This is a genomic window from Ferrimonas balearica (genome assembly GCF_019802085.1).
GTDB classification, from domain to species: domain Bacteria; phylum Pseudomonadota; class Gammaproteobacteria; order Enterobacterales; family Shewanellaceae; genus Ferrimonas; species Ferrimonas balearica_B.
Window position 1 is genome coordinate 518,934 of sequence record NZ_JAHVHV010000001.1, and the last position, 22,000, is coordinate 540,933.

16 protein-coding genes are annotated in these 22,000 nt (G+C 65.7%); 7 read left to right on the forward strand and 9 right to left on the reverse strand.

The genetic code is table 11. The annotated features are described in order from the left end of the window. Positions 1–1,146: an N-acetyl-alpha-D-glucosaminyl L-malate synthase BshA gene (gene bshA, locus KUV81_RS02420; RefSeq protein ID WP_222542249.1), complete on the reverse strand. Its 1,146-nt coding sequence runs from the start codon at positions 1,144–1,146 to the stop codon at positions 1–3. A gap of 336 nt (positions 1,147–1,482) precedes the next feature. Between bshA and KUV81_RS02425 the strand changes: the two genes are divergently transcribed. The 4 genes from KUV81_RS02425 to KUV81_RS02440 all read left to right on the forward strand — a co-directional run bounded on the left by KUV81_RS02425 (position 1,483) and on the right by KUV81_RS02440 (position 6,450). Then, positions 1,483–2,559 (forward strand): efflux RND transporter periplasmic adaptor subunit, encoded by a 1,077-nt coding sequence (locus KUV81_RS02425; RefSeq protein ID WP_261389176.1) that lies wholly within the window; start codon positions 1,483–1,485, stop codon positions 2,557–2,559. Further along, on the forward strand, positions 2,559–5,690 hold the full coding sequence (locus tag KUV81_RS02430) for an efflux RND transporter permease subunit (protein WP_222542251.1): 3,132 nt from the start codon (positions 2,559–2,561) through the stop codon (positions 5,688–5,690). The genes KUV81_RS02425 and KUV81_RS02430 overlap by 1 nt, the downstream gene beginning before the upstream one ends. Before the next feature lie 125 nt (positions 5,691–5,815). Beyond that, entirely contained in the window at positions 5,816–6,136 is a 321-nt protein-coding gene (locus tag KUV81_RS02435; RefSeq protein WP_222542252.1) for a Bor family protein, read from the forward strand. Continuing rightward, positions 6,133–6,450 carry a Bor family protein gene (locus KUV81_RS02440; protein WP_222542253.1) on the forward strand — a complete coding sequence of 106 codons (318 nt, stop codon included), beginning with the start codon at positions 6,133–6,135 and terminating at the stop codon, positions 6,448–6,450. The genes KUV81_RS02435 and KUV81_RS02440 overlap by 4 nt, the downstream gene beginning before the upstream one ends. Positions 6,451–6,505: 55 nt before the next feature. On the opposite strand, the gene KUV81_RS02445 is transcribed toward KUV81_RS02440, so the two are convergent. The 6 genes from KUV81_RS02445 to KUV81_RS02470 all read right to left on the reverse strand — a co-directional run bounded on the left by KUV81_RS02445 (position 6,506) and on the right by KUV81_RS02470 (position 9,914). Further along, positions 6,506–6,706, reverse strand: a complete 201-nt coding sequence (locus tag KUV81_RS02445; RefSeq protein WP_222542254.1) for a hypothetical protein — start codon at positions 6,704–6,706, stop codon at positions 6,506–6,508. A gap of 224 nt (positions 6,707–6,930) precedes the next feature. Then, entirely contained in the window at positions 6,931–7,470 is a 540-nt protein-coding gene (locus KUV81_RS02450) for an outer membrane beta-barrel protein (RefSeq protein WP_222542255.1), read from the reverse strand. A 315-nt stretch (positions 7,471–7,785) separates the two neighbouring features. Continuing rightward, complete coding sequence (locus KUV81_RS02455; RefSeq protein ID WP_222542256.1) at positions 7,786–8,280, reverse strand: DUF2165 family protein; 495 nt, start codon at positions 8,278–8,280, stop codon at positions 7,786–7,788. A gap of 119 nt (positions 8,281–8,399) precedes the next feature. Further along, a complete protein-coding gene (locus KUV81_RS02460; RefSeq protein ID WP_222542257.1) occupies positions 8,400–8,795 on the reverse strand; it encodes a GFA family protein in 396 nt (131 codons plus the stop codon). A gap of 310 nt (positions 8,796–9,105) precedes the next feature. Then, a complete protein-coding gene (locus KUV81_RS02465; protein WP_222542258.1) occupies positions 9,106–9,333 on the reverse strand; it encodes a DUF2897 family protein in 228 nt (75 codons plus the stop codon). A gap of 26 nt (positions 9,334–9,359) precedes the next feature. After that, positions 9,360–9,914, reverse strand: coding sequence for a cysteine hydrolase family protein (locus KUV81_RS02470; RefSeq protein ID WP_222542259.1), 555 nt, complete (start codon positions 9,912–9,914; stop codon positions 9,360–9,362). A 342-nt stretch (positions 9,915–10,256) separates the two neighbouring features. Here KUV81_RS02470 and recC point away from each other — a divergent pair, with 342 nt between their 5' ends. Genes recC through recD form a run of 3 tightly spaced genes read left to right on the forward strand, consistent with a single transcriptional unit; the run spans position 10,257 to position 19,405 of the window. Beyond that, a complete protein-coding gene (gene recC, locus KUV81_RS02475) occupies positions 10,257–13,742 on the forward strand; it encodes an exodeoxyribonuclease V subunit gamma (RefSeq protein ID WP_222542260.1) in 3,486 nt (1,161 codons plus the stop codon). Continuing rightward, the gene (gene recB, locus KUV81_RS02480; protein WP_222542261.1) at positions 13,732–17,376 is read left to right on the forward strand and encodes an exodeoxyribonuclease V subunit beta; all 3,645 of its coding nucleotides are present in this window, start codon (positions 13,732–13,734) and stop codon (positions 17,374–17,376) included. Before recC ends, recB begins: the two co-directional genes overlap by 11 nt. Next, complete coding sequence (recD, locus tag KUV81_RS02485) at positions 17,369–19,405, forward strand: exodeoxyribonuclease V subunit alpha (protein WP_222542262.1); 2,037 nt, start codon at positions 17,369–17,371, stop codon at positions 19,403–19,405. Before recB ends, recD begins: the two co-directional genes overlap by 8 nt. Before the next feature lie 24 nt (positions 19,406–19,429). On the opposite strand, the gene KUV81_RS02490 is transcribed toward recD, so the two are convergent. Together KUV81_RS02490 and KUV81_RS02495 are read right to left on the reverse strand one after the other, a co-directional pair. Beyond that, positions 19,430–20,593 (reverse strand): iron-containing alcohol dehydrogenase, encoded by a 1,164-nt coding sequence (locus KUV81_RS02490; RefSeq protein ID WP_222542263.1) that lies wholly within the window; start codon positions 20,591–20,593, stop codon positions 19,430–19,432. Between the two features lie 5 nt (positions 20,594–20,598). Continuing rightward, positions 20,599–21,993: an aldehyde dehydrogenase family protein gene (locus KUV81_RS02495; RefSeq protein WP_222542264.1), complete on the reverse strand. Its 1,395-nt coding sequence runs from the start codon at positions 21,991–21,993 to the stop codon at positions 20,599–20,601. Positions 21,994–22,000: the final 7 nt, after the last annotated feature.

Below are 22,000 nucleotides of genomic sequence, written 5' to 3' on the forward strand. Positions count from 1 at the left end.
TTACACCTCTCCTTGGTCCGGGGCCAGTTGGCCGATGGCCCGCCGGTAGCAGGCCAGGTATTGCTCAACCTTCTCCTCTGCCGCGAAGCAGCTGGCGGCCCGCCGTCGGCCCGCCTGGCCCATCCGTCGGGCCAGGGCATCGTCGCCCAGCAGGCGCATCAGATGGGCCGCCAGGGCCTCGACATCGTCCGGCGCGGCGGTAAAGCCGGTCTCGCCGTCGGCCACCACCTCAGGTATGCCATCCACGTTGCTGCTCACCGTGGGCACGGCGCAGGCCATCGCCTCCAGCAGCACCATGCAGAAGGACTCCCGGTAGCTCGGTTGCAGCAGGCAGTCGGCGGCGGGCAGGTAGCGCTCCACCTGCTGCACCTTGCCCACAAAGCGCACCCGGTCGGCGATCCCCAACTGGTGGCAGCGGGCCTGGCAGGCCTCCAGGTCTGGCCCGTCCCCCAGCAGCACCAGTTTGGCCGGCACCTGGGCACAGGCCAGGGCAAAGCTTTGCAGTACGGTGTCGGTATTCTTGACCGGGCGGAAGTTGGAGACGTGCATCACCACCTTCTCTTCCGGCGCCGCCAGGCTGGCCCGCAGTCCGGGGTCGGCCCCCTGTGGGTGGAACACCGACAGATCGATGAAGTTGTGGATCACCTCGATGGCCTTGGTCACCTGGAAGTGGCGCTGGATGTGTTGGCGCTGGAACGCCGAGACCGTGGTGACCACGGTGCTGTTGAGGATGCTGAAGCGGTTCAGGGGGTAGAGAGGGCGGTCCTGGCCCACCACGGTGACGTCGGTGCCGTGGATGGTGGTGACCACCGGGAAGGGACGCTCGGTGATCTGGGAGGCCAGGTAGGCGCACAGGGAGTGGGGGATGGAGTAGTGGGCGTGCATCACCTCCAGGCGGAACTGCTCCACCACTTCGACGATCTTGGCGGTCAGGGCGAAGGTGTATAGGGGATCCTGGAACAGCGGGTAGTGGATCGCTTCGACCAGGTGGAACTGGATCCCCGCCAGCTGGCGGCTCAGCTTGAAGGGGGGCTCGCTGGAGATGACGTGCACCTCGTGGCCCTGTTTCGCCAGTCCGTGGGCGAGCTCCGTGGCCACCAGGCCCGAGCCCCCCACGCTGGGGTGGCAGACTATGCCGATTCTCATCTGTTCTGTCCCCTAAAACCCGCTTATGGTTCGGGCCGGCCGCTGTGCGCTGCCGTGCCCGCCATTAAGGATAGGTGACATTTTCGGCACATGAGAAAATCGGCTGATTTTACAATGCTCTATAAACGCTTAGCTGAAGCTGGCGGGGACCGGAATCGAAGGCGAATGAAAGTGCGGCTTTGGGTTTTGAACCGGGCCCATCACCCTTGCGTATACTTCCCTTTGGGTGTCGGGCTAACGCGATGTGTCATTTGTGTAAGATCTTGTAAATCGTATTGTTCTGACATGTTGTCTCAGTAAACTGGAGCGCAATCTGTGATGCAGAGCAAAGGAATTATGAGAACAACAATCACTGCAGGGATGGTGCTGGTGGCGGTTCTGGTCGCCGGCGTTTGGTACAAAGAGCAGGCCAAGAGCGAGAAACTGGCCCAGGCTCGCCCCCAGGGTACCCCCACCGTCGTCGCCGCCACCGCCAACACCGAATCGGTTCGCTGGGAGGTGGAAGCCCTGGGCACCGTTCGGGCCCGGGAGTCGGTCATCCTCTCCGCCAAGGTCACCGAAAGCGTTCAGGCTGTGCACTTCCAGGACGGCCAGCGGGTGGCGCAGGGGGATCTGCTGGTTACCCTGCGTGACGCCGAGCAGCAGGCCAAGCTGCGCGCCGCCCGGGCCAACCTCACCGAGCACGAGCGGGAGTTCAACCGCATCGAAGGTCTGGTTAAGACCAAGACCATCCCCAGCAACGAGCTGGACAAGATCCTCACCGACATCGACATCGCCCGGGCCCAACTGGCCCAGTACCAGGCGGAGCTCGATGCCCGTTACATCTACGCCCCCTTCTCCGGGCTGCTGGGCTTTCGCCAGATCAGCCCCGGCGCCTTGGTGACCCCGGGCACCGCCATCGCCACCTTGGATGATCTGGCGGTGGTGAAGCTGGACTTCACCGTGCCGGAGCGTTTCCTCTCCCAGCTGACCCCCGGCAAATCGGTCGAGGGGTTGGTGGCCGCCTTCCCCGGTGAGCGCTTCAAGGGCACCGTAGTGAGCATCGACAGCCGCATCAACCCGGAAACCCGTGCCGTGGTAGTGCGGGCCGAGGTGGACAACCGGGAGTTCAAACTGCGCCCCGGCATGCTGCTGACCCTGCGCCTCATCGCCGAGGAGCGCCAGGGCCTGGTGGTGCCGGAGGAGGCGATCATCCCCCTGCAGCGGGACCAGTTCATCTACGTGGTCAACGCCGACAACGTGGTGGAGCAGCGCAAGGTGACCCTGGGGCTGCGCAGCCGCGGCCGGGTGGAGATCCTCGAAGGGGTGGCCGACGGTGAGCGGGTGATCACCCGCGGGATCCAGAAGGTGCGCCCGGGACAGACCGTCGAGGTTCGAGACAGTGAGCGCTTCACCCACCTGGAGGCCAGCTGATGCTACTGACGGACGTCTCGGTCAAACGACCGGTCCTGGCGTCGGTGATCAGCCTGCTGCTGATCGCCTTCGGCCTGGTGGCCTTCGACAAGCTGCCGCTGCGGGAATACCCCAACATCGATCCGCCGGTGGTGGACATCAGCACCAACTACCGCGGCGCCTCTGCAGCGGTGGTGGAGAGCAAGATCACCCGGCTGATTGAAGATCGCATCGCCGGGGTGGAGGGGATCCGCAACATCACCTCCTCCAGCCGGGATGGCCGCTCCTCGGTGACCCTGGAGTTCAACGTTGGCCGCGACATCGACGCCGCCGCCAACGACGTGCGCGATCGCATCTCCCGCATCCTCAACAACCTCCCCGAAGAGGCGGATCCGCCGGAGGTGCAGAAAGCCTCCGGCAGCTCCGAGGTGATCATGTGGCTGAACCTGGTGTCCGACCGCATGGACACCCTGCAGCTGACCGATTACGCCCAGCGCTACCTGGTGGACCGGTTCAGCGTCATCGATGGCGTGGCCAACGTGCGCATCGGGGGCGGCAAGGTCTACGCCGTGCGCGTCTGGGTCGACCGCCAGAAGCTGGCGGCCCGGGGGCTCACCGTCACCGACATCGAGGACGCCCTGCGAGCGGACAACGTCGAGCTGCCCGCCGGCGCCATCGAGTCCGAAAGCCGGCTCTTCTCCGTGCGGGTGCAGCGCAGCTTTATCCATCCGGATGACTTCGCCAAGCTGGTGGTGGGCGCCGGTCCCGACGGCCACCTGATCCGACTGGGCGAGGTGGCCGAGGTGCGCCTTGACACCGAAGAGGAGCGGATCGCCTTTCGCGGCAACCTGCAGGACATGATTGGCCTGGGGGTGACCCGTCAGTCCACCGCCAACACCCTGGATGTGGCCCGCCAGGTGCACACCCTGGTGGATGAGCTTAACCAGAGCCTGCCGGCGGGGATGGAGATCAAACGCTCCTACGACTCCTCGGTGTTTATCCAGGCCTCCATCGACGAGGTGTACCGTACCCTCTTTATCGCCATGGCCCTGGTGGTGGTGGTGATCTACCTGTTCCTTGGCAGCGTCCGGGCTATGCTCATTCCGGCGGTGACGGTACCGGTGTCGCTGATCGGCACCTTTATCGTGCTCTTCGCCCTGGGCTTCTCCATCAACCTGTTGACCCTTCTTGCGCTCATTCTGGCCATCGGCATGGTGGTGGACGACGCCATCGTGATGCTGGAGAACATCCACAGCCGCATCGAGCAGGGCGAACCGCCGCTCAAAGCCGCCTTTCTCGGTGCCCGTCAGGTGGGTTTCGCCATCGTCGCCACCACCGCGGTGCTGGTGGCGGTGTTCCTGCCCATCGGCTTCCTGGAAGGGGATTTGGGCAAGCTGTTCCGGGAGTTCTCCATCGCCATGAGCGCGGCGGTGATCCTCTCCTCCATCGTCGCCCTGACCCTGAGCCCCATGATGGGCTCCAAGCTGCTCAAGCCGGTGGAGAACGAGCCCTGGCTGGTGCGCAAAATCGACGCCGGGGTGGAGCGCATCAAGCGCTTCTACCGCGCCGCCCTGGCGGCCTGGATCCAACGGCCCTACCTGGTGGTGGTGGTACTGATCGGCGCGTTGGCCGGCAGCGGCTGGCTGTTCAGCAAGCTGCCTTCGGAGTTTGCTCCCAAAGAGGACCGTGGCTCCATGTTCCTTATGGTGAACGGGCCCCAGGGCGCCACCTACGAGTTCATCAAACCCTATATGGACGAGGTGGAGCATCGACTGATGCCTCTGGTGGAGTCCGGCGAGATCAAGCGACTGCTGATCCGCGCCCCCCGCGGCTTTGGCCGGGTGGAGGATTTCTCCGGCGGCATGGCGATCATCGTGCTGGAGGACTGGTCCGAGCGGCGCAGCGCCTTTGAGCTTATCAACGACATCCGTGGCCGATTGTCGGATTTGGCCGGGGTGCGGGCCTTCCCGGTGATGCGTCAGGCCTTCGGTCGCGGCGTCGGCAAGCCCGTGCAGTTCGTGATCGGCGGTGGCAGCTACGAAGAGCTGGCCCAGTGGCGGGATCTTATCCTGGCCGAGGCCGCCAACAACCCGGGCCTTATCGGGCTGGACCACGACTACAAGGAAACTAAGCCGCAGCTGCGGGTGGTGATTGACCGTGAGCGGGCCGGTGACCTTGGGGTCTCCATCCGCACCATCGGTCGCACCCTGGAGTCGATGCTCGGCTCCCGACTGGTCACCACCTTCGAGCAGCGCGGCGAAGAGTACGACGTCATCATCGAAGGGGAGCGAGATAGGCAGAACACCGCCGCGGACATGGCCAGCCTCTACGTACGCTCCGGTCGCACCGGCGAGCTCATCCCCCTGGCCAACCTGGTCAGCGTCGAGGAGTACGCCGATGCGCCGCGCCTGAACCGCTACAACCGGGTGCGGGCCATCACCCTGGAGGCCAACCTGGCGGACGGCTACACCCTGGGCCAGGCCCTGGGCTACCTCAACGGCCTGGTGGCGGATCTGCTGCCCGCCGATGCGGTGGTCAGCTACAAGGGCGCTTCCCAGGATCACCAGGAGTCCGGCGGCTCGGTGGCCTTCGTCTTTGCCCTAGCGCTGGTGGTGGTGTTCCTGGTGCTGGCGGCGCAGTTTGAGAGCTACATCCACCCGCTGGTGATCATGCTGACGGTGCCCCTGGCCACCGCCGGTGCGCTGCTGGGGCTCTATTTCACCGATCAGAGCCTCAACATCTACTCCCAGATCGGCATCATCATGCTGATCGGCCTGGCGGCCAAGAACGGCATCCTTATCGTGGAGTTCGCCAACCAGCTGCGTGACCGCGGCGTGGCCTTCGAGCAGGCGATCATCGACGCCGCCGCGGCCCGGTTGCGACCCATCCTGATGACCGGCATCACTACCGCCGCCGGCGCCGTGCCCCTGGTGCTGGCCTCCGGGGCCGGCGCGGAGACCCGGTTCGTCATCGGCGTGGTGGTGCTCAGCGGGATTTTGCTGGCCACCTTCTTCACCCTGCTGGTGATCCCCGTGGTCTACAACCTGCTGGCCCGTCACACCAACAGCCCGGAGTTCGTCTCCCGACAGCTGGAGCAACAGCTGGCGGACGACAACACCGTGTTGATGCCGCGCAAGAAAGCCGGTTCGTAAGCCGGTTCACCCTTTGAAAAAACGCCCCGCATTGCGGGGCGTTTTTTGTTTGAAAGCAGAATGGGTGCAGGGTAGTTTGAACGCTGACTTGTTGTTAAGTCGTTATGTTTAAAAGGAATTTAACTATGCGTCAGTCTATCTTAGCGGTGATTGTGTTGCTGGGCCTCAGCGCCTGCTCCACCGTCACCATCAAGCCGGATCCGACGGTCACCGTCAACCAGGTGCCCAGCTATCAGGACTCCCGCCACTTCTTCCTCTGGGGACTAGCCGGCGAAGAGCGGGTCAACGTCACCGAGGTGTGCGGCGAGCGTACCGTGGCCCAGATGCAGAGCCAGCAAACCTTCCTCGATGGTGTGCTTGGTGTCGTCACCCTGGGGATCTACGCCCCTCATTCGGTGAAAGTCTGGTGTGAGGACACCGTTTTGAACCAGGAGGAGGGGGTATGAAGCGCTTGATGATGACCCTGGCCGCCGCATCTTTGCTGGCCGGCTGCCACACCATCCATTTCGACCAGGAGCAGCCGGTGGCCTCCAACAAGGCCCAGAGCCACGCCCAGTGGCACCACAACATGGCGCTGTCTCTGGTGGAGGTGAGCAACCCGGTGGACCTGGACCGCAACTGCGGTGACAACGGCTGGGAGACGGTGAAAACCGAGACCACCTTCATCAATGGCCTGCCCGGTGCGGTGATCCCCTACCTGGGCCTGCTGTGGTCACCCAAGACCGCCACGGTGCAGTGTCAGGACCAGCAGGTTCAATAAGAGCCCGCAACGAAAACGCCCCGCATTGGCGGGGCGTTGTTTTGTCCGGGGGACGCTATTTGTGGGAGTGGATCAGACTCTGCTTGTCGTAGCGAACGTTCAGCAGCTTGCACAGGCGATGGGTGCGACCCTGTTCGTGCATGCAGTGGGTATCGTGCAGGGGATCCGCCTCGGGCGTACAGTTGGGTGAGAAGTTGGAGCGTGTGGATGCTTTGCTCACCTTGGTGATCATCTTAACGCGATGCAGTGTGGTCATAGCGGGCCTCCCGAAATTCAATCAATAAAGAGTCTCTCTTTTTGTGCTTTGCAATGACACTGTAACAAAGATCCGCTAGGGCCACCAAAGTCAGGCTTCACAATTCATTAAATTGTAATATTTCAGTGCTATGCGGTCTCTTTTTAACCAGTCGGCCAACGAGCGGCGGATCTGAAACGGTAAAAAAGGCGCCCGCTGGCGCCCTTTTTTCAGCCTTCAACCCCTTAGAAGCGGTAGTCGATGGCGAAAGTCACGTTCTGGCTGTCTTCGACGGTCAGGCCCTGTTTGTCGTAGTCCATGTCCAGATACTGGTAGCGCAGCTCGGCGCTCCAGTTGTTGGTCAGGCGGTACTGCATGCCAGCCTGGCCACCCCAGGTGAAGTCGTTGCTGTTCTTGCCCTGCAGTTTGTTGCCCACACCGCCCATGGAGAGGCCGGCAAAGGCCTGGAGGCGGCCGTCAGCCGTCAGCGGCATCAGGTAGTCGTAGGAGGCCAGGAACAGGTGCTGCTCGTGCTTGTAGCGGCTGTCGTCCCGGTCAAACTTGTCCTCTTTGTAGCTGTAGGTGCCCATCAGGCGGTGGTTGTCATTGAAGATGGCGCCCACCCGGGCCTCGTAGCTGAGATCGTCGCTGTCTTTGCGGACGTCACCTTTGATGGTGTCCTCCTGGTAACCCAGGCCGAAACCGACGAAGTAGTCGATGTTGTTGGCCATGGCAGGGGCGGCGAGCAGACTGGACAGCAGCAGGGCAGTAGTGGTCTTTTTCATTATCATCTCCTGGGTATCAATTGGTTACGGGTTCATCCTAGGAGTTGATGACTGAATCGTTTCTGTACCATTGCCTGTGGTTTCGCCGACGTTCCCAGCTCGTTCAGGGACGATTGGGATTGGGTTCTGGTTGAGTTCAATTTTCTGCTGGGCCCGATGAGACACCACGGTTTTGCTTTCGTCCGCAGCGGATTTGCATCGTTTTGATACGTCATTTGAATGGGCGCTGTGGGGCGGCCGGCCGAGCCACAAAGCCTTCGGCGCAGTGCAGGGGCAACGGCGCTAGAGGGCTCGCAGGCGAGCGGTGTTTCGACGTCAGTCGCCGTCCTTAAGGCTGACCAAACCGAACAGCAGCAGAGCGTACACCGTCAGTTGAAAGGCGCCGTTAAAGGAGCCGCCTCCGATTTGGGTCTGCCACATCTGAAACAGGGCGCCGCCCAGGGTGCCAAACAGCAGCATCCAAACCAGTACGGCGACGCCCAGTCCGTTGAGGGCCGCTGCACTGGCGGCGTGAAACTCGTCACTGGAATCCCGTCGGGCGCGCCACATGCGCCAGGCCCCCCAGCCGGTAAGCCCGGCGCAGACAAACTCCAACAGCAGCACCGTCAGCAGGACGGTCCATATTAGCCAAGGCGCGGTGATGGCCGGAAAGATGGAGTTGGGATAGGCAAGGTGATCCGCTTGTCCGAGCACGTAGACAAAGGAGGCGTACATGCCGCCATGGAGGTTGGCCACATTCTGAAGCGCGTAGATGAGCGCCATCGCGCTGAATATGGCCACGAACACCGTCTTCCAGGTTCGAATGCGCATGTCATCGCCCCAATTGTTCGCCGAGAGGATCTCTCAAGTATATGACTTGGGCTGAAAACAAGGGGTTAAGGCCGCAATTTCGATGCGGCCATGGGAAGTTCAGGCGCTCAGTGGGGGGCTCAACCGGACTCGGGCGTTTGCGTCGCCATCCTGTGCCAGTGCGCCGGAAACTCCACCCAGTGGTACTTGGAGCGATTCCAGACCGACAGGGTGGGCTCTGGGAAGTCCGGCTCGTTAAACCCGCCCACCGGGATGCCGAGCATGCCTTGGAACATCTGGGTTTCAACGAACAGGGTTGAGCCGCAGTTGGGGCAGAAGTGAGAGACGACGCTTTGGCCACTGTCGCCCTCTATCCGGTATTGCCTTGGCGTCCCTTTGCGCTCCACCACGTCATCCAGGCCAAAGTAGGCGCCAACCCCGAAGACTGAACCGGTTCGCCGCTGGCAGTTGCGGCAGTTGCAGGCCAGCACCAGCTTTGGCTCGCCCTGAACGGTGATACTCAGCGCACCACACAAACACCTCGCCTCTCTCGCCATTGCCTTGTCCTCAATGCAGGGAAGGAAATCACCCACTGATTGCCTGTGCCATGGAGCGACCTGGCGACGAGCAAAAGCTTCAGGCAATCACGATTAGGATAGTCGTTTGATAAGCCGAGAATTGGGAGGCGTGTTCTGAGGGCTGAGCTGGTCACCGGCATTGGTCATTGTCGTTGGCCAAAAAGGAGTGGGGGAGGGCGTCCAGTTGGTGTGCCGGAGGTGGAGCCGACAGGAGAGGGGTGGGCCAGGTTAGCGTCTGAGTGGACACGGACTCCCAGAGACGAAAGCCTTACCAGTCGTCCTTATCCCAGTCGTCTTTTTTCCAATCCTTTTTGCCCCAGTCGTCCTTGTCGTAGTCGGACTCTTTGTCCGATTCGCTGTCGGACTTCTTCAGCTTGCCCTTTTTGCCGATAAAGGGGGGCAGCTTCATATTGGCGGTTTGCTTGAGCACCAGCAGGTTACTCAGGATCACGCCAATCACCAGGGCGATCAGCAGCCACAGTTCCCACTTTTCCATGGTCTCTCCCGATTAGGGCCTTAGATTCAGTGTACCTGATCGCCGTTCAGCAGGTCCGCCAGGCTGAGCAGGCGAACGCCGAAATTGGCCATGTCGGTGAAGTTGGCTTCGGCCACCGCCGGAGTCTGGGCAGAGCACCCCTCCACCAGCAGGCTCATGTGCAAGTCCCGGTTGACGCCGTCATGGACGGTGCCCCGCAGGCAGTTGGGCAGCTGGGTGCCGCAGATCACCAGCTCCGGCCAGTTCAGGCTATTGAGCACCTCATCCAAGCGGGTCTGGTAGAAGGCGCTGAAGCGGGTCTTCACCACCTGGTGCTCGCCGGGCAGGGGCACCAGCTCCGGCACCACCTCGGCGCCCCAGCTGTCGGCCACGCACACCGGCTGTTCGCGGCGAAAGGGCTCGGAGTCGCTACCGTCGGCGGCGTGCTGACGGATAACGTGGATCACCGGCCAGTCCCGGGCCCGGGCGTGCTGCAGCGCCGCGGCGATGGCGGGCACGCTGGGCAGTGCCTGGGCAACGCAGGCGGCCCCATCCGGTGAAACAAAATCCTGTTGCATATCAATGATAACCAGCGCAGGCATCGCGAACTCCCTGTCCGTTTTCTGTAGGCCTACCTTGCCCAAAGCGCAGGCCAACTACAAGGGGCGGCGCAAAACTGCGCAGCCCGTTATTTTTCTGTCACACAAGAGCACTATCCTGCCTCGCGAATTCGGGCCCGGTGCCCATTCTCCCTGGTTCAATCTCGGTACGGGTCACCTCCTCGGACTCGCTGCTTTCAGCCCGCTCACCTTGAGCGGGCGTTTTTTTGTCTGTCGCTTGGCCGGTGTCGTTGTTTGTCGACTGGTCAGGTCGACCCAAGGCCGTGGTCATCGGCCCATCCCTCTGGGTATTATGGGGTTTTTGCGAATCGACCCGACGAGCCCATGCCCACCACCACGCCCGAGCAGCCCGCCACGCCCCTCACGCCGGGGCTGATGATGATCCACGGCAACCGAATGGAAACCCTGCGGGATCTGGTGGTCCAGTGGGTCAAATCCCACCCGCTGGCACCGCTGGAGAACGAGGTGTTCTTGGTGCAGTCCAACGGCATGGCCCAGTGGCTCAAGCTGGCCCTGGCCGCCGATGACGGCATCGGCATCGCCGCGGCGCTGCAGATGGCGTTGCCGTCGCGCTTCGTCTGGCAGCTCTACCGTACCGTGCTGGGTCCCGATGCGGTGCCCAAGGATTCCCCCTTCGATAAGCCGCTGCTGCGCTGGCGTTTGCTGCGCCTGCTGCCGAACCTGGTGCACCGCAGCGAGTTCGCCCCCCTTAAGCGCTTCCTGGAGACGGATCCGGACCCGCGCAAGCGCGACCAGCTGGCCGAACAGCTGGCGGATCTGTTCGATCAATACCAGGTCTACCGTGCCGACTGGCTGGCGGCCTGGGGCCAGGGCCGGGATGTGGTGATCAGCGGCGCCGGGCAGGAGAGCCCGCTGCCGGCGGACCAGCTTTGGCAGGGCGCCCTATGGCGCGCCATCCTGGCCGACATGAGCGAGGTAGAACGCCACACCAGCCGGGCCACCCTGCACGATCAGGTGGTGGCCAAACTGCGCCAGGGCCCGCTACCGACGGGCCTGCCCCGACGCATTGTAGTGTTCGGGATCTCCACCCTGCCGGCCCAGATGATCGAGGTGCTGGCGGCGCTGGGCGAGCACAGCCAAATCCTGCTGTGCGTGCAGAACCCCTGTCAGCACTTCTGGGGCGACATCATCGAGCAAAAGGATCTGCTGCGGGCCCAGATGGCCCGCGCCCGGCATCAGCGCAAACCGGGCCTGGCCTCGGAGCTGGACCCGGCAGCGCAGCACGCCGAGGTCAACCCGCTGCTGGCGGCTTGGGGCAAGCAGGGCCGGGACTACATCGGCCTGCTCTACGGCTACGACCAGCCTGAGGCGTACCAAGGGGCCTTCACCAGCATTGACTTGTTTGAAGATCCGCTGGAGGCCAGCGACGGCCGCTTGCTGCATCAACTGCAGGCCGGGGTGTTCCAGCTGGAGCCCGCGCCCAACCCGCCGTTGCCGGTGGCGCCGGAGGACGACTCGGTGCGCTTCATCCTGGCCCACAGCCGTCAGCGGGAGGTGGAGGTGCTGCAGGATCACCTGCTCAAGCGCTTCGCCGATGACCCGACCCTCACCCCCACGGACGTCATCGTGATGATGCCGGACGTCAGTCAGTACGCCCCCCACATCGAAGCGGTGTTCGGCCAGTTGGAGCGGGACGATGCCCGACACCTCCCCTTTACCATCGCCGACCGGCCCCAGCGGGGTCACCAGGTGCTGGTGCTGGCGCTGGAGCGGCTATTGGGACTGAGCGAAGCCCGCTTTACCGTCTCTGAACTGCTGGATCTTCTGGCCGTCCCCGCCTTGAGAGCCCGGTTCGGTATCGAGGAGCGCCATCTGCCGCTGCTGCAGCGCTGGGTGGAGGAGGCCGGCGTGCGCTGGGGTTTGGACGCCACCCAGCGGGCCAGCCTGGACTTGCCGGAAGGACTGGAGCAGAACACCTGGGCCTTTGGCCTGAAGCGGATGCTGCTGGGCTACGCCGTGGGGCAGGGGGAGGCCTGGGCCGGCATCGAGCCGTTCGAGGAGATCGGCGGCCTGGATGCGGCCCTGGTGGGGGGCCTGGCCCGGTTGCTGGAGCGCCTCGAAGGGTTCTGGCGGGTGCTCGCCGAGACGCACACGCCCCAGCAGTGGGCCAGTCATCTGCGCACCCTGACCGAGGCGCTGTTCCGCCCCCAGGACGAGGAGGAAACCGTCATCCTGGCTCGCCTGGAGGAGGCGCTGGCCCAGTGGCTGGACGCCTGCGAGCTGGGCGGCATCGTCGAGGCGCTGCCCATCACCGTGGTGCGGGAGATCTGCCTGGCGCCCTTTGGTGAGGAGGGGGTATCCCAGCGCTTCCTGGCGGGCAAAATCAACTTCTGTACCCTGATGCCGATGCGGGCCATCCCCTTTAAGCAGGTGTGCCTGCTGGGGCTCAACGACGAGGATTACCCCCGCAGTCGCCCCGCCATGGACTTTGACCTGCTGGCCGCCGGCGGCCTTATTGACGGGCAGGGCCAACGGATCCCCAACCAGTATCGTCCCGGGGATCGCTCCCGCCGGGAGGACGACCGCTACCTGTTCCTGGAGGCCCTGATGGCGGCCCGGGAGCAGATCTATTTCAGTTACGTCGGTCGCAACGCCCGGGACAACGCCGAGCGCACCCCCTCGGTGCTGCTGGGTCAGCTTCAGGATCATCTCAAGGCTGGCTACCAGCTGGCGGAGGAGGGGGATCTGCTGGCCCAACTCACCACCGTCCACCCGCTGCAGCCCTTCAGCCCGGCCTACTTTGCCGGTACCGCCGGGTCCGGCCTGCACACCTACGCCCGGGAGTGGTTTGATGCCCACCAGGGCGAAGCGGAGACTGAGACGCCGCCCCTGGCCCCCTGGCAGCCCCAGGCGCCCATCGCCCTGGCGGACCTCGCCGCGCTGCTGCGCGACCCAATCAAACTGCTGATGACCCGCCGGCTTGGCGTCTGGTTTGCGGAGGAGACCGAGGCGGCGGAGGATCTCGAACCCTTCGCCCTGGATGGTCTCACCAGTTACCAAATTCGGGACGAGCTGATGGCGGTGTTGCGCCAAAGCCGCGACGCCGAGCCGGCCCAGCGCGCCCAGGCCCTGACCGAACGCATCGGCCGCCTGGGCGGACGAGGGCTTCTGCCCCTGGGGGCCTTCGCCGAGATGGCCACGGATCACCTGGCCGAACCCACCCTGGCGGCCTTCGAGCGGGCCCAGACCCTGGCGGGCGCCTGGCAGGAGGCGGAGGACCAGGAGTGCTACCACAAGCACGGCGCGCTGGAGCTGGAGGATTGGCTTGGCGGCCTGTACGCCCACCAGGGGGCCCATTTTCGTTTGCGGGTGCTGCCCCAGGCCATCGGCCAGAGGGGCCAGCTGAAAAACCCCATGCACGCGCTGGATCTCTACCTGGGCCACCTGGCCGGCTGCGCCCAGGGGCTGACCCTGACCAGTTACCTGGTGGGCTCGGACACCGCCTTCTGCCTGGCGCCGCTGCCCGCTACCGACGCCAGCCGAACCCTCACTCAGTTGATGGAGCACCACCTGAACGCCATGACCTCACCGCAACCGGTGGCCCCCCGGGCGGCCCTGGCCTTCCTGGCCGAGAACGACAAAGCCGAGGACAACGAGGCGGTGGCGCTGGAGAAGGCCGCCGAGGCCTACGAGGGGGGCTTTGCTTTTAGCGGCGATCGCGACCGCAGTCCCTACCTGCGCCGTCAGTTTCCCGGGTTTGCCGAGCTGCCCGCCGAGCCCTTTATGGCCCTGGCCCAGTCGCTCTACCAGCCGCTGCGGGAGATGGAGGAGGTGACTCATGGCGCATAAGCTGACGCCCCTGTCCTTCCCGCTCCACGGCACGCGGCTGATTGAAGCCAGCGCCGGCACCGGCAAGACCTACACCATCGCCGCCCTCTACCTGCGCCTGGTACTGGGCCACGGCGGCGACAACGCCCACCGCGGACCACTGACGCCGGAGCAGATCCTGGTGGTGACCTTCACCAAGGCCGCCACCGAGGAGCTGAAGGACCGGATCCGCGCCCGACTGGTGGAAGGGGCGGCCTGCTTCCGCGGCCAGCTGGCGCCGGATCCCTACCTGAGCTCGTTGATGGCGGACTTTCCCGTGGAGCAACACGCCCACTGCGCCCTGATGCTGGATCAGGCCGCCCAGCTGATGGATCTGGCGGCGGTGCACACCATCCACGGCTGGTGCCAGCGGATGTTGCGGGAGCACGCTTTCGACTCCGGCAGCTTGTTCAGCCAGGAGATGGAGGCGGACACCAGCCCCTTGAAGGAGGAGGCGGTGCGCGACTATTGGCGCCGTTTCCTCTACCCCCAGCCCCGTCCGGTGCTGGCGGCGATCACTGGCCTCTACGCCAGCCCACAGGCGCTGGAACAGGCGGTGAGCCCCCTGCTGGGCCCCCTGGGCAGCGAGCCTGCCCCGACCGATCCCTTTACCCTACTCAATGAGCGGGCCCAGGCGGTGGCCGAGACCAAGTCCCGCTGTCGCATCGAGTGGCCCACCTTTGTCGAGCAGTTCAACGAGGCGGTCGCCAACAAGTGGGTGAAGGGCAACATGATCAAAGCCGGGCAGCTGGAGAACCTGACCGCCTGGCTGGAAAGCGACGCCGAGCTGCCCCTGGATAACGCCGGCAAGGTGATGGCCCGCTACACCACCGGCACCTTCGCCGACGCCCTCTCCACCGCGGGCAAGAAGCAGCCGAGCACCGTGGCCGACTCGCCGGTGCTGGCGGCGCTGGAGAACCTGGCCCGGCAATTGGCAGGCAACCTGGTCAAGGCGGCGCTGCTGCGCCACTGCGCTCACTGGGTGGCGGCCCGGGTGGCCGAGGAGAAGCGGCGTCGGGCCCAGCTGGATTTTGACGATCTCATCACCGACCTCGGTGCCGCGCTGGAGCGGGAGCATCAGGGGGGCAGCGATAAGCTGGCCGGGGCCATCCGCCACCAGTTCCCGGTGGCGCTGATTGACGAGTTCCAGGATACGGATCCGGTGCAGTACAAGCTGTTCCAGCGGCTCTACCTGGCCCAGCCGGACACCGCCCTGCTGATGATCGGTGACCCGAAACAGGCGATCTACGGCTTTCGCGGTGCCGACATCCACACCTACCTCAAAGCCCGCACCGACACCGAAGGGCGCCACTACACCCTGGACACCAACTACCGCTCCACCCAGGCGATGGTGGACGCGGCCAACGCCGTGTTCGCCCTGGGGGAGCAGCACGCTGATGGCCCCTTCCTGCACGGAGAGTCCATCCCCTTCCTGCCGGTGGCCGCCAACGGCCGTCGGGAGGTGCTGATGGACGGCGAGGCGCCGCTGCCGGCGATGACCCTCTGGTGGGACGACGAAGAGGGCGAGGAGGCGATCAGCAAGGGCACCTACCTGGCGCGTCAGGCCCAGGCCTGTGCCGAGGAGATCACCCGGCTGTTGAGCGGCGCCGCCACCGGGTCCGTCGGCTTCGAGCGGGATGGGCAGCGTGAGCCCCTGGCCGCGGCGGACATCGCCATCCTGGTGCGGGATTTTCGCGAGGCGGGGGCGGTGCGCGATGCGCTGGCCGCTCGGGGCGTGCGCTCGGTCTACCTCTCCGATAAGGATTCGGTGTTCGCCTCTGAGGAGGCCGAAGCGCTGCAGCGCATTTTGCAGGCGGTGGCCCAACCGTCGGAGCGCAGCATCAAGGCGGCGCTGGCCACCGCGGTGCTGGGCTTCAGCTGGCCCGCCCTGGATGCCTTCAACCACGACGAGCTGGCCTGGGAGCAGGAGCTGGCGCAGTTTCGTGAGCTCAAACTGGCCTGGCAGCGCCAGGGGGTGCTGCCGATGATCCGCCGCCTGCTGGCCCACTACGGGGTGGCCCGGCGGGCGCTGTCGGATCCCCGCTACGGCGAACGTCGGCTGACCAACCTGCTGCACCTGGCGGAGCTGCTGCAAAGCGCCTCGGCCCAGCTGGATGGCGAACTGGCCCTGATCCGCTTCCTGGCGGAGCAGCGCGAGCAGAGTCAGCTGGGGGACGAGCAGGTGTTGCGTTTGGAGTCCGATGCGGCGCTGGTGAAGGTGATCACCATCCACAAATCCAAAGGGCTGGAGTACCCGCTGGTGTTCCTGCCCTTTATCGCCGGTTACAAGGAGGCCTCGGATCGCGCCGGGGTGCTCTTCTACCGCGGGGCCGATGGTCAAAAAGCCCTGACCTTCGAGGCGGACGACGACGCCCGGGCCGCCGCCGATCGTGAGCGCCTGGAGGAGGACCTGCGTCTGCTCTACGTGGCCCTGACCCGTCCCCGCCACGGCTGCTACCTGGGCCTGGCCCCGGTCAAGTTGAGCCGGCGCGGCAAACGGGGCGTCAGCGACCTGCACCGCGGCGCCCTCGGATGTCTGCTCGGCGCCGGGGCACCGCTGGATGGCGCCAGCGCCAAGGCGGTCCTGGCGGCCCTGGCCCAGCAGCCGGGGATTACCCTGTCGCCCTTGCCGCCGGTCACCGACGCTCTGCTGGTGGCCTCGGCGCAGGAGGCCGCGCTGGTCGCCCCACCGCTCTATCGTCGCACCCCGCAGCCGCCCTGGTGGATCGCCTCCTACTCGGCGCTGCTCTCGGGCATGAGCGCCGACCACAGCCTGTCAGGATTGCCGGAGCGGCTGATGGAGGTGCAGGAGGAGACCGACGAGCCGGTGGATTTGACGCCCGCTGAGGGCAGCATCCACGTCTTCCCCAAGGGGGCCAACCCCGGCACCTTCCTCCACGACCTGTTCGAATGGGCGGCGGAGCAGGGCCGAGCGGCCCAGGGGCCGGGCTTTGCCGGCATCGACAGCCAACTTCTGGCCCAGGAGATCGACACCCGCTGCGCCCGCCACGGCTACCAGGAGCACACAGAGGTGCTGCTCAGCTGGTTCCAGGAGGCGCTGGCCCAACCCCTGGACCTGCCCACCGGGCGGGTCAGCCTGGAAGGGCTGGACCAGGTGCAGGCGGAGATGGAGTTTTGGATCGCCGCCAATCAACTGGAGGTGGGCGAACTGGACCGCCTGGTGCGGGAGGCGGTCTGGCCCGGTGAGCCGCGGCCCCAACTGAAACCGGCCCAGGTCAACGGCATGCTCAAGGGCTTTATCGATTTGACCTTCCGTCACAGCGGTCGCTTCTACGTGGCGGACTACAAGTCCAACTACCTGGGCGCCGACGAGCGGGCCTACACCCCGGCGGCGATGCGGGATGCCATGCTGGCACACCGCTATGACCTGCAGGCGGTGCTCTACACCCTGGCCCTGCACCGGCTGCTCAAGGCTCGCCTGCCGAACTACGACTTCGACCAGCACATCGGCGGCGGCCTCTACCTGTTTCTGCGCGGCATCAGTGCCGCCCATCCGGGCCATGGGGTGGTCACCGTCCCTGTGGGGCGACAACTGATTGAACAACTGGACGCCCGCTTCCGGGGCACCACCGTGGAGGCCCTGAGCCATGATTGACGCCCCAACCCCTCACGCCTCTTTATGGACGGCGCTGGAACCCTATGTGGAGCAGGGCTGGCTGCGGGCGCTGGACCTCACCCTGGCCCGCTGGCTGGCCCAGCAGGTGCCGGACACGGCCCCGGAGGTGTTGTTGGCGGCGGTGCTCACCAGCCACCAGCTGGGCCGGGGCCACATCTGCCTCGATCTCGAAGCGCTGCTGGCCGACCCGGAAACCCTGCTGGCGCTGCCCCCCGGCGGCCGCCGGGCCCAGGAGCGCCCCGGGGACTGGCTGGCCGGCCTGACGCTGCCGGCGTGGCGCGAGGCGCTGGCCGCTTCGGCAGTGGTGGATGTCAGTGAGGCGGGCACCGCCCCCCTGGTGCTGGAGGGCCACCGGCTCTACCTGCGCCGCTTCCACCGCTTCGAGTCCGAGGTGGCCCGGGCCTTGATGGCCCGCCAGGGCCTGAGCTTTCCGCTGCCGGACGACCTGGCGGCGCGTCTGGCGGTGCTCTTCGACCCGCTGAAAGATGAGGCGGAGCGCGGTGGCAGCGAGCCCCACTGGCAGAGCATCGCCGCGGCCCTGGCCGCCCGCAGTGGATTGGCGGTGATCTCCGGCGGCCCGGGCACCGGCAAAACCACCACGGTGGTGCGTCTGCTGGCCCTGCTGCAGGGGCTCAAACAGGATGAGCAGCGCGCCGCAGGGGAGGAGCCCGCCGGTCTGCGCATCCGCCTGGCGGCCCCGACGGGCAAGGCCGCGGCCCGGCTGTCCGAATCCCTGGCCGCCACCCTGGGGGCCATCGCCGCCGGTACCGTGGATGGGGTGGCCGCCGAGGTGGCCAAGGTGATCCCCACCGAGGTGACCACCCTGCACCGGTTGCTGGGGGCCCGACCGGACTCCCGCTTCTTCCGCCACAACGCCGACAACCCGCTGCACCTGGACATGCTGGTGGTGGACGAGGCCTCCATGGTGGACCTGGAGATGATGGCGGCCCTGCTGTCGGCGCTGCCCCCCAAGGCGCGCCTCATCCTGCTGGGGGACAAGGACCAGCTGGCCTCGGTGGAGGCCGGGGCGGTGCTGGGGGATCTGTGCCGCCATGCCGCTGAGCCTCGCTACCAGGCGGACACCCGGGGTTTCCTGTTCCGGGCCACAGGCTACGATCTCGAGGCCTACCAGGGCCCGGGCAGTGCCATCGAGCAGCAGATCGTGATGCTGCGTAAGAGCCACCGCTTCGGCGCGGACTCCGGCATCGGCACCCTGGCCCGGGCGGTCAACGGCGGCGCGGCCGGGAAGGCGAAGGGGATCTGGCCGCGCTTTGGTGACATCACCCAGCTCAACCCCGCCACGGTGCAGGACGCCACCCTCAAAGCCCTGGTGCTGGAGGGACAGGCGCCAGGCCTGGCGGGCGCCCCACGGGGCTACCGTCACTACCTGGAGGCCCTGAGCGCCGGGCTGGACACTCAAGGGGCCGGGCCGGAGGGGGAGGCCTGGGCCCGCTCGGTGCTGAACGCCTTTGGCGAGTTTCAACTACTGTGCGCGCTGCGCGAAGGGGAGTGGGGGGTCAGTGGACTGAACGAGCGGGTCAGCCAGATCTTGGCCGGGGCGGGTCTGATCGACGCCGGCCAGCCCTGGTACGCCGGACGGCCGGTGATGATGATGCGCAACGATTACAGCCTGGGGCTGATGAACGGCGACATCGGCATCACCCTGCCGTTCGCCTCGGAGGCGGGGGAGCTGGTGTTGCGGGTGGTGTTCCCCATGCCCGATGGCACCCTGAAACGGGTGTTGCCGTCGCGTCTGACCGAGGTGGACACCGTCTATGCCATGACGGTGCACAAGTCCCAGGGCAGTGAGTTTGCTCACACCGTGATGCTGCTGCCCGCCGAGCCCAACCCGGTGCTGACCCGGGAGCTGGTCTACACCGGCATCACCCGGGCCCGGCGCTGGTTTACCCTGGTGGCCCCCCGACCGGCGCTGCTGGATACGGCCATCGGTCAGCGTACCCTGCGGGCCAGCGGCTTGGGGGAGCGGCTGAAAGGGGCCCATGCCTGAGCCCACGCTTCACCAGGGGGGGCCTTACAGGGTGCCGCGCACCGCCTGAACGAAGAGCGCGCTGTACTGCTCGGCCCCCAGGGCAACGGGGTTGCCCTCGGCCGAGGGGTCTTGCGCGGCCATCTGGCCCACCAGCGCCGCCTTTTCCTCGTCGATGCCAATCTCCGTCAGACGGTGGGGGATCCCCAGCCGTGTCCTGAGGCTCAGTATCCAATCCATAAACCCCTCGAAGTTGGCCTTCGGCAGGCCCAGATAACGGGCCAGTTGCTCGATGCGAGGCTCAACCGCCGTTCGGTTGGCCTTGAGGATGTAGGGCATCAAGATGGCGTTGAGCAGGCCGTGATGGGCGCCATAGATCGCGCCTAAAGAGTGGGCCAGCGCGTGCATGCCCCCCAGCCCTTTTTGAAAGGCGGTGGCCCCCATGGTGGAGGCCACCTGCATCTGGGCGCGGGCTTCCAGATCCTGCCCGTTGGTGAAGGCCCGTTCGAGGTGGTCATGAACCAGGCGGATCCCTTCGAGGGCAATCCCGTCGGCCATCGGGTGGTAGCTCGGGGCGCAGAAGGCCTCCAGGCAGTGGGAGAGGGCGTCCATCCCGGTGGCGGCGGTGATGTGGGCGGGCAGGCTGACCGTCAACTCCGGATCCAGCAGCACGAAGCGAGGCAGCATCAAGGGGTGGAAGATGATCTTCTTCACCCGCTGTCCGGCGTGGGTGATCACCGAGGCGCGGCCCACCTCCGAGCCGGTGCCGGCGGTGGTGGGGATGGCGATCACCGGGGCGATGCCGGCGGTGTTCACCCGGGTCCAGTTGTCCCCCCGGTCTTCAAAATCCCACAGGGGGCGAGATTGCCCCACCATCAAGGCGATGGCTTTGCCGGCATCCAGCGCGGACCCTCCGCCAAGGGCGATCACGCCGTCATGGGCCCCATCCCGATAGGCGGCCACTCCCGCGTCGATGTTCTCGCCGGTGGGATTGGACTGCACCTGGCTGAACAGGCCGCAACTCAGGCCGTGATCCTCGCAGAGGGAGCGGGCGTCGGCCACCATGGGCTGTGTCACCAGGCCCGGATCGGTGACGAGCAAGGGGGCTTTGATCCCCGCCTCCTCACACAGCTGAGGCAGCTCCACCAAGCGACCCGCCCCGGTGCGAATGGCATTGGGGTAGTTCCAGTTGGCTTGCAAAGTCGCCATGTCGGTCACTCCAACTCCGTTTTGATGTGGAAAGACTTTGGACGCGTCAGGGCTTCGTACCCCAGTTGCGAGAGGCTGCAGCCGCGCCCGGAGTGTTTCACCCCGGTCCAGGCCAGGGCCGGATCCAGGTAGTCGCAGCGGTTGATAAAGAGGGTGCCGGTCTCCACCCGCTGGCCCAGCGCCTCTCCGGCGGCGATGTCCCGGGTGAAGATCGCCGCCGTGAGGCCAAACGCACTGTCGTTCATCAGCGCCAGGGCTTCATCGTCATCGGCGACCTTCTGGATCCCCACCACAGGCCCAAAGGACTCCTCGGTCATGACGCGCATGCTGTGATTGACGCCGGTCAGCACCTGGGGGGCCAGGTAGGGGGTGCCGGGCTGGTCCATGGGAAAATCCGCCGGGTCCAGGTGGGCCGTCGCGCCTTGGGACAGCGCCTCCGCCACCTGGCCCCGGACAAACTCCGCAGCGGCGGTTTTCACCACCGGCCCCAGGGTTGTGATGGGGTCGTCGGGACGCCCCAGGCGGTATTGTTTGACCAGCGCCACCGCCTGGTCGACAAAGGCGTCATAGAGGGAGGCGTGCACGTAGATGCGTTCGATGCCGCAGCAGGACTGACCGGAGTTGAAAAAGGCCCCGTCCATGGTGGTGGCGACGGCGTGCGCCAGGTTGGCGTCGGCGCGGACATAGGCCGGATCCTTGCCGCCCAGCTCCAGGCCCACGCCGATGAACCGACCGGCGGCGGCGCGCTCCACCATGGCGCCGCCGGGCACCGAGCCGGTAAAAGCAACGTGGTGAATGCCGGGCGTCGCGATCAGCGCTTCGGTGTCGGCGTGGCTCAGGTGCAGGTACTGGAACACCCCTTCGGGCAAGCCCGCGGCGCTAAAGGCCGCCACCATGCGCTCGGCGCACAGGGGGGTCTGGGCCGAGTGCTTCAAGATCACCGCATTGCCCGCCATGATGGCCGGCATCACGGCATTAATCGCGGTCAGGTAAGGGTAGTTCCATGGGGCGATCACCAGGACTACGCCCAAAGGCTCACGCTGGATGCGGCGGCGAAAATGGGGCTTGTCGGGCAGTGTCAGGGGGGCCAGGGCCTGAGGGGCCACCTCAATCATGTATCGCGCCCGCTCCGCGAAGCCGTCGACCTCGGAACCGGCGTACCGGATGGGCCGCCCCATCTGCCAGCACAGCTCCGAGGCGATGGCCTCCTTGTGGGCCACAAAGGCCTCTACCGCCTTGCGGCCAATGGCCTGGCGGTCGGCCAAAGGGGTGGCTTTCCAGGCTTGTTGGGCCTGCGCAGCGGCGGTGAGGGCCGCGCTTATCTGCGACGGGCCCGCCAACTCGCGCTCGACGTAGAGGCGGCCATCAATGGGGCTGTAGGTGCGTTGTATGCAGGTCATGACGTGG

Excerpts from the sequence above, each read along its gene's own strand:
- KUV81_RS02435 (WP_222542252.1), top strand. The coding sequence starts at position 5,816 with ATGCGTCAGTCTATCTTAGCGGTGATTGTGTTGCTGGGCCTCAGCGCC.
- KUV81_RS02445 (WP_222542254.1), bottom strand. The coding sequence starts at position 6,706 with ATGACCACACTGCATCGCGTTAAGATGATCACCAAGGTGAGCAAAGCA.
- recB (WP_222542261.1), top strand. The coding sequence starts at position 13,732 with ATGGCGCATAAGCTGACGCCCCTGTCCTTCCCGCTCCACGGCACGCGG.
- bshA (WP_222542249.1), bottom strand. The coding sequence starts at position 1,146 with ATGAGAATCGGCATAGTCTGCCACCCCAGCGTGGGGGGCTCGGGCCTG.
- KUV81_RS02465 (WP_222542258.1), bottom strand. The coding sequence starts at position 9,333 with ATGGAAAAGTGGGAACTGTGGCTGCTGATCGCCCTGGTGATTGGCGTG.
- recD (WP_222542262.1), top strand. The coding sequence starts at position 17,369 with ATGATTGACGCCCCAACCCCTCACGCCTCTTTATGGACGGCGCTGGAA.
- KUV81_RS02455 (WP_222542256.1), bottom strand. The coding sequence starts at position 8,280 with ATGCGCATTCGAACCTGGAAGACGGTGTTCGTGGCCATATTCAGCGCG.
- recC (WP_222542260.1), top strand. The coding sequence starts at position 10,257 with ATGCCCACCACCACGCCCGAGCAGCCCGCCACGCCCCTCACGCCGGGG.
- KUV81_RS02470 (WP_222542259.1), bottom strand. The coding sequence starts at position 9,914 with ATGCCTGCGCTGGTTATCATTGATATGCAACAGGATTTTGTTTCACCG.
- KUV81_RS02495 (WP_222542264.1), bottom strand. The coding sequence starts at position 21,993 with ATGACCTGCATACAACGCACCTACAGCCCCATTGATGGCCGCCTCTAC.
- KUV81_RS02490 (WP_222542263.1), bottom strand. The coding sequence starts at position 20,593 with ATGGCGACTTTGCAAGCCAACTGGAACTACCCCAATGCCATTCGCACC.
- KUV81_RS02430 (WP_222542251.1), top strand. The coding sequence starts at position 2,559 with ATGCTACTGACGGACGTCTCGGTCAAACGACCGGTCCTGGCGTCGGTG.
- KUV81_RS02440 (WP_222542253.1), top strand. The coding sequence starts at position 6,133 with ATGAAGCGCTTGATGATGACCCTGGCCGCCGCATCTTTGCTGGCCGGC.
- KUV81_RS02425 (WP_261389176.1), top strand. The coding sequence starts at position 1,483 with ATGAGAACAACAATCACTGCAGGGATGGTGCTGGTGGCGGTTCTGGTC.
- KUV81_RS02450 (WP_222542255.1), bottom strand. The coding sequence starts at position 7,470 with ATGAAAAAGACCACTACTGCCCTGCTGCTGTCCAGTCTGCTCGCCGCC.